Origin of the sequence: Paraburkholderia sp. RL18-101-BIB-B, assembly GCF_046026985.1 — a bacterium.
GTDB lineage: Bacteria > Pseudomonadota > Gammaproteobacteria > Burkholderiales > Burkholderiaceae > Paraburkholderia.
On sequence record NZ_JARESV010000046.1, the window covers coordinates 58283 to 64990 of the forward strand.

Sequence of the window (6708 nt, forward strand, 5' to 3'; positions counted from 1 at the left end):
CAGTGTCGGGAACGCAGCGCAGGCAACGGTGAGACGCGGCCTCGGCCTGTGTCTCGTCGCCGCGATCGCGCGCTTTCATGGCGTCGAGATCGCGACAGGCGATAATGGGCCGGGTAGCAATTGCTCGTCTAAATTAAGCGTAGGTAACGGTCGCATGCTCTAATCATCGTGAAAGCTACGAACCGGTTCGACACCCATGTGAGAACTTCGATACCGACTTCACCTCGCAAAAAGCCAAAAAAAGTATCTGACGACGAAGCCCAAAAAAATAGGTGAGCCGGATTCCATTCTGACTTAAAAATTAAGACTACCTTAAATAAATCTAATCCCGGAAAATAACAATCCTGTAATCTGCCAGACGGCTTTGGGTAACGACGTGGCGGCTATGCTGAGAACTAACCTCCCGCGGTCAGGCGCGCACGTAGCGATGCGGTTCCTGCCCTCGCGTGGAGCTCGACGTCCAGCATATGGAGTGCCCACCTATGGTTTCTCACCCCTCCACACCGCCGGATTGCGCCCAAAGCCCGTCATCCGGTGTGCGCCGGAGAACACGATGAACCAGTTGGCGTCGATACGCATCTTCGCCAAAGTCGCGGAGTACCTGAATTTTGCTGAAGCCGCCAAACAATTGGGCATTTCCAATTCGGTGGTCACGCGTAGTGTCGCGACGCTCGAGGAACACCTGGGCGTTAGGCTCGTCAACCGGACTACGCGGCGAGTATCGTTGACCGGGACGGGCCAATTGTATTGGAAGCGCTGCATCGAATTGCTCAGGCAGCTCGATGACATGGACGAATTTATCGCCTCTGCGGTGGGACAACCTGGCGGTTCGTTGCGGATAGCGGCGTCGTCGTTGTACGCGAGCACCGATCTGCCGGGGTTGCTGGCCGCTTATCGCGCCCAGCAACCCCGAATGAGTTTCGACCTGACCGTCTTCGACAATATGAGCGACGTAGCGGCCAGCGAGTTCGATGTCTGTTTCAGTATGGAACGTCGCCTGCGTGATTCATCGCTGGTATGCCGGCCGCTTGCGCAAACCCGCGACGTGATTGTTGCCAGTCCGGACTATCTGGCGCGTTGCCCGGCGCCGTGCACGCCGGGCGAACTGGCCTCGCACGACGTGCTCGTTGCGTCGGATGCGCCAAGCCGTTACTGGGAGTTTCGCGACGCCCACGGCACACAACGCGTCGTCGTGCAGCCGATCATGAGCATACAAAGTCCTCAGGTCGTCAAGCAGGCAGTGCAGGCGGGACTCGGCATTGCGCGCTTATCACGTTCGTTCGTGCGGAACGAACTGGGCAACGGCAGTTTGCGTGCGTTGCTCCACGACGCGACACTCTGCGGCGACGAACGTACCGTGTGGCTACTGTATTCCGGCCAACCATACATGGCGATTGCTTTGCGCAGCTTCGTCGATTTCGTTGTGGAGCGCTATCGTCAGAAACCGCGGGAAAACAAGGGACAAAAGGAAGCATGCGTCGGCCCCGAACAACACCGACCGAGCAATACTGAATTGCTGTCGAGAGGGATTTTGTAGGTCCTAAAGTGCCAGCACCTGACGTCGGCTGCGCCTCTACGCTGCGCGATTCGCGCGAGCGACGCACCGGCGCGGTGTTCTCACCCACAAGGATCCGCATTCATGAAAAAACTCCTGATTGCCGCAGTTGCTAATACGGCGCTTGGCTGTTCGCTTGCCCCTATCAGCGCGATGGCGCAAAGCAGCGTCACGCTGTACGGCCTGATCGACGAAGGCCTGAATTACACCAGCAATACCGGCGGCCATTCGAACATACAGATGGAAAGCGGTTTTGCGCAAGGCAGCCGCTGGGGCCTAAAGGGTTCGGAGGATCTGGGCGGCGGCACCAAGGCTGTCTTCCAGCTGGAAAACGGATTCGACGTCAACTCGGGCAAGCTCGGGCAAGGTGGGAGGATGTTCGGCCGTCAGGCCTACGTCGGCTTAAGCTCGGCGCAATTCGGCACGCTGACGATGGGTCGCCAATACGACTCCGTCGTCGACTTCCTCGCACCGCTCACGGCGAACGGCAACTGGGCCGGCTATCTGTTGTCGCATCCATACGATAACGACAACACCGACAATTCGTTCCGCCTGAACAACAGCGTGAAGTACATGAGCAATACGTACGGCGGCTTTACGTTCGGCGGTCTGTACGGTTTCAGCAACCAGGCAGGTGGCTTCGCGAACAATCGGTCTTATAGCCTCGGCGCGCAATACGTGGGCAGCGCAGTGACGGTGGCCGCGGCTTATATGCAGATCAACAATCCGGGCGGCACGACAGGTGGTTCGCTCACAACGGACGACACTAACTTTTTCGCCGGCCGTGAGCAAGTCTGGGGCGCGGGCATCAACTACACGATCGGACCGACGGTGCTTGGCTTTGTGTATAGCCATACGAATCTGAATGACGCGACTGGTTCGGTATACGTTGGCAACTTCACGAACACTGCGAGCAGCCTTAAATTCGACAATTTCGAACTCAATGCCAAGTATCAATTCACGAAGGCTGCCTATGTCGGTGCGATGTACAACTACACGATTGCCCATTTCGACAGCAGCGCGGGCAACTCAAAGCCGAAATACCACCAGTTCGGCTTGATGACGGACTACAACCTATCAGGACGTACTGACGTCTACGTTCAAGGCTTGTACCAGCATGCATCGGGTGGCGGCGCTGTGTCGGCGCCGTTGAATACCGCGTTTATAACGGGCGCAGATGCGCCGTCGTCGAGTGCCAATCAGTTCCTCGCGCGCGTTGGCATCCGGCACACGTTCTAAGCACTTGCGATTTACGGTTATCGGGCAGGGTGTGCCCGATAACCTGGCGCAACGCATTGCATCGCTGGATCAGTTCGACACCGACTCCGAACGAAGGGCTGCCGAGCCGGTGGTCTTCGTCAGCTCTGTGCTGTCGGTGCCGTGCTGGATTGCATAGATCTCGCGATTACGCGCGATGGCCTGTGCCGACGGCGGATAGTCTGCTTTGGGCGCCGGTACAAGGCCGTCTGCCTCGGCCTGCAGGAGTTGCGCGTGCACCTCGGCGCGCGTCAGCTCGTCAGGCGACGACTGGGCAAAAGCATTGGCGCCGAACGACAGGCTGAGGACGGTGACAGCGAAGGCGGTAAGCAGTTTCATGGTGTTGCTCCGGTTAGCGGGCGATGAGTGGCTTGAACCACCATTCCCATTCTTCTCGTTCCGGCTGTCGGCGCGCTGACTCCTGGATTACTGTTTTGTTAACTACACGAGGCATTGAGTCGATCTGCTTTGCAGCGCGTGCCTCGCCGACGTGGCCTCAGCTATTTCCTCGTGGCCTGAGCGACGCTGTACGAGCCGTTGCATTAACTCTTTTTCATCTTCGCGCGAAAAGACTGCAAGAGCCCCGCGTCTAACATCTTGCCTATATGGAGGTTATGACGACGCGTATCGCAAGCCGACCGCACGCTCGAGGTAGCGGTCGTTGGGCGCAGCACTCTGCCATTTTCACAGAGAGGAACACACATGGGTACACCAAAGCACCGCGCAACCCCGGTAGGTCTGTCGCTGGTTGTCGACAACTCGCGGGCGGCTGAGAGGTCGGCGAATCGCGGAGCGACGTCCGGGCAGGCCATTCATGAGGGCTGGTTCGAAGAAGAAGTGGGCTATGTCGGCATACGGCCTTCGGCGCTTCACGTTGTGTCGGATTCGAATGAAAGCGAATGAGACGGCCATGACTGATGCACCCGTCAGGCCTATCAATCACTGGGCCTGAGCGTATTGTTAAGAGCGGCAACCGCCGGCAACGATCTGACGCCAATCGGCTTGAGTCTGCTCGAGTACGCGCAGCACCATGACGATCCAGACGCACTACTCGATCTCTCGCTGGTGTTGGAGATGAAATACGAAAAGCAGGCCGCGCTTGCCGTTCAGCAGCAGGCATTGCAGATGCGCCGACTGTACCGGATCAGAAAGGCCAGCACCGAAAATCCATCGCTGAAGTTGCTCGTGCTGAAGGCGCCCGGCGACCTGATGGCGAATACGCCGTTCGAGTGCCTTCTTGAGTATGCCGACCTGCAGATCGACGTGCTTTATGTCGACGGACACACCGCGCAGGAACGCGGTTTGCCGGAGCACGACGTCGTCCTGGTGGCGGCGTGCGCGCTGGATGAAAACGCTGCAGCTCTCGCCCAGATCGCCGCGTGGTTGCGCACGACAAAGAAGCGCGTGCTCAACAAGCCCGAAGGCATTGCGCACACGACGCGCGATGCTGCCTACGCGCTGCTGGGACGTGTCCCGGGCATCTGTATGGCGCCAACGACACGCGTCTCGCGCGTTCAAATGCTGGATCTGCTCGCAGGTCGATCCGACCACCTCTTCATGCTGGACGCGAACTATCCGCTCATCATCCGGCAGGTCGGATCGCATGCTGGCGATGGGTTGGAGCGCGTTTCATCCGCTTCGGAACTCGTTGATTACCTTGATCGTTCGGCTGTTGCCGAGTTTTACATCGCACCCTTCATCGATTACGGCAGTTCAGACGGTCTGTTCCGAAAATACCGGATCGTGATGGTCGGTATGACGCCCTTTTTGTGTCATATGGGCATTTCGGCGCACTGGATAGTTCACTACCCATACGCGGAGATGATCGCGCATCCCGAGCGTCGGGGTGAAGAGGAACGTCTAATGAGCAATTTTGACACGACCTTTGCGGTGCGCCATCGTGAAGCTTTGCGCGCTATAGTCGAACTGACCAGTCTGGACTACGTCGGATTTGACTGCGCCGAAACAGAGGACGGCAGGCTGCTCATTTTCGAAATCGCGACAGGTATGGTCGTGCACGATATGGATGACGCGGCCTTCTTTCCGTACAAACTTCCGCAGATGCGCCGCGTGTTCAGTGCATTTCATCAAATGCTGGTCGCTGCAGGCACGGTGCGGACTGCCGCCACCATCACACAACAATGTCAATCAGAATGAATTCCAATGTTTTGAATTTTTCAGGTGGTCCTGGCGCGCTGCCTGAAATGGTTCTGGAGCAGACTCGTACTGCCATCGTCGCTTTGCCGGAGACGGGCATTTCCGTGCTCGGTATGAGTCACCGTTCGGACTGGTTCCGTTCGATCCTGGCCGAAGCGGAAATGAACCTGCGGGAGTTGCTCGGAATCTCGGACGAATACGCCGTCACGTTCCTGCAGGGCGGCAGCAGTCTGCAATTTGCCACGATTCCTATGAACTTTGCGACGCCTGCGCATGCGCCGCCCGAATATGTGACGTCTGGCTATTGGAGTGGCAGAGCTACCGCCGAGGCCGCGAAGCTAGCGATCAGAAAAGTCGCATGGGACGGCCGCGAAACGGGCTATCGACAACTTCCCGAACTTCAGGATCTGGATATCAATCCGTCGGCCGCATATTTGCACTACGTCTCAAATGAGACGGTTGAGGGCCTGCAGTTTCCGCTCTGGGAGAATGCAACGAGCGTCCCGCTCATTGCGGATGTCCTCGGACTTTTTGTCGAGGCCGTTTCGCTCAGATCACTACTCGGTGATCTACGCGCATGCCCAGAAGAACCTGGGTCCGGCCGGCGTGACAGTGGCGGTAATTCGGCGCGAGCTGCTTGAGCGGATTCCGGACGGGCTGCCGGCTATTCTGGATTTTCGCACGCATATTTCTCACGGTTCGAATTTCAATACGCCGCCCGTGTTCGCGATCTATGTGCTGAACCTGGTGTCGCGCTGGCTGCGCACTGAAGTTGGCGGGCTGGAAACCATGCAAGCGATCAACGTACGAAAGGCGCAGTGTCTCTATGGCGCTCTAGACGCAATGCAAGATGCGGTCTCCATTCACGCGGCGCCTCGCTGGCGGTCGCAGATGAACGCAGCATTCACGTTCGGTGATGCCCGGCTGGACGATGCGTTCATCGCTGTAGCGGGCGAACGAGGCATGGTCGGTCTCGAAGGACATCGTTCGATCGGTGGGTTGAGAGTGTCGCTCTACAACGCGGTGACGGAAAATGCCGTAAAAAGTCTCGCCGACGCGTTGCTGGAGTTCGCGCGGCGCCGGGCCTGAGCACAAGCGAGGTAAAAGGTTCGCAGTGATTCGTGGGGGTGTCGCTTTCAAAAACCAGTTCCCGCTCAGCGTCAGACGCCTGCTCATGGTGCCCCGCGAGGACAGCCAGCCAACGGGAGACGGAGCATGCCATCAGCCGGCAGTATGCAGGCCGCGCGTCAACGAGGAGGTGCCGGTCCCAGAATGGCACGATCAGCACTTAGGCCAAGCACACGGCGTTGTCTGCGCCTATCCCACCATGTCAAATGGAGAGTGCACGCCGACGCGCGCGTGCGCCCATGCCACGGCCAGACTGGCGAGCAGGCTATGCCGTAGCGCGTGAGTTCGACGAACAATAAGCTCAGTGCGACGCGCGCAAAGACGGAGAGTTCCGAGGCCGTCATCAAACGGTTTTCGACCGGTTTGCCGCCGGGCGGACGCGCGGGCGAGGGGAGTGTGTTCAGGCTGGCGGTTGGGTTTGGAGTTTGACCGTGCTGCGCGTGAGGCCGAGATTCAGGCGTGACGTTACCGGGCCGGGATCACGACGCGCCGTGCTTGACGGTATGATTTCACCGTCAACGCGCACGCGGAGCAACCGATGCGAATCCTGGTGATCGAGGACGAGCTGAAAACAGCGGCCTACCTCAAGAAAGGCCTGGAAGAATCCGGCC

Annotated in this window: 5 protein-coding genes and 2 pseudogenes; 6 read left to right on the forward strand and 1 reads right to left on the reverse strand. The window is 58.5% G+C overall.

All coding sequences use genetic code 11. The features are described from left to right. Positions 1 to 553: 553 nt before the first annotated feature. Both P0D73_RS37355 and P0D73_RS37360 read left to right on the forward strand, forming a co-directional pair. Positions 554 to 1537, forward strand: coding sequence for a LysR family transcriptional regulator (locus tag P0D73_RS37355; RefSeq protein WP_408435140.1), 984 nt, complete (start codon positions 554 to 556; stop codon positions 1535 to 1537). 102 nt (positions 1538 to 1639) lie between these two features. Next, the gene (locus P0D73_RS37360; RefSeq protein ID WP_408435142.1) at positions 1640 to 2794 is read left to right on the forward strand and encodes a porin; all 1155 of its coding nucleotides are present in this window, start codon (positions 1640 to 1642) and stop codon (positions 2792 to 2794) included. A 69-nt stretch (positions 2795 to 2863) separates the two neighbouring features. Here the strand turns inward: P0D73_RS37360 and P0D73_RS37365 are convergent, their stop codons facing one another. Next, on the reverse strand, positions 2864 to 3151 hold the full coding sequence (locus P0D73_RS37365) for a DUF4148 domain-containing protein (protein WP_408180532.1): 288 nt from the start codon (positions 3149 to 3151) through the stop codon (positions 2864 to 2866). 363 nt (positions 3152 to 3514) lie between these two features. Between P0D73_RS37365 and P0D73_RS37370 the strand changes: the two genes are divergently transcribed. The 4 genes and pseudogenes from P0D73_RS37370 to P0D73_RS37385 form a co-directional block, all read left to right on the forward strand. Continuing rightward, complete coding sequence (locus P0D73_RS37370; protein ID WP_408180533.1) at positions 3515 to 3715, forward strand: hypothetical protein; 201 nt, start codon at positions 3515 to 3517, stop codon at positions 3713 to 3715. Between the two features lie 99 nt (positions 3716 to 3814). Beyond that, positions 3815 to 4969, forward strand: a complete 1155-nt coding sequence (locus P0D73_RS37375; RefSeq protein ID WP_408435144.1) for an ATP-grasp domain-containing protein — start codon at positions 3815 to 3817, stop codon at positions 4967 to 4969. Then, positions 4966 to 6058: pseudogene (gene serC / locus P0D73_RS37380) on the forward strand (3-phosphoserine/phosphohydroxythreonine transaminase). Before P0D73_RS37375 ends, serC begins: the two are co-directional and overlap by 4 nt. Positions 6059 to 6635: 577 nt before the next feature. Further along, positions 6636 to 6708, forward strand: a pseudogene (locus tag P0D73_RS37385) (DNA-binding response regulator); the annotation flags it as partial.

Bases quoted from the DNA above. Each gene is read 5' to 3' on its own strand.
- P0D73_RS37370 (WP_408180533.1), top strand. From the start codon at position 3,515: ATGGGTACACCAAAGCACCGCGCAACCCCGGTAGGTCTGTCGCTGGTT.
- P0D73_RS37365 (WP_408180532.1), bottom strand. From the start codon at position 3,151: ATGAAACTGCTTACCGCCTTCGCTGTCACCGTCCTCAGCCTGTCGTTC.
- P0D73_RS37355 (WP_408435140.1), top strand. From the start codon at position 554: ATGAACCAGTTGGCGTCGATACGCATCTTCGCCAAAGTCGCGGAGTAC.
- P0D73_RS37360 (WP_408435142.1), top strand. From the start codon at position 1,640: ATGAAAAAACTCCTGATTGCCGCAGTTGCTAATACGGCGCTTGGCTGT.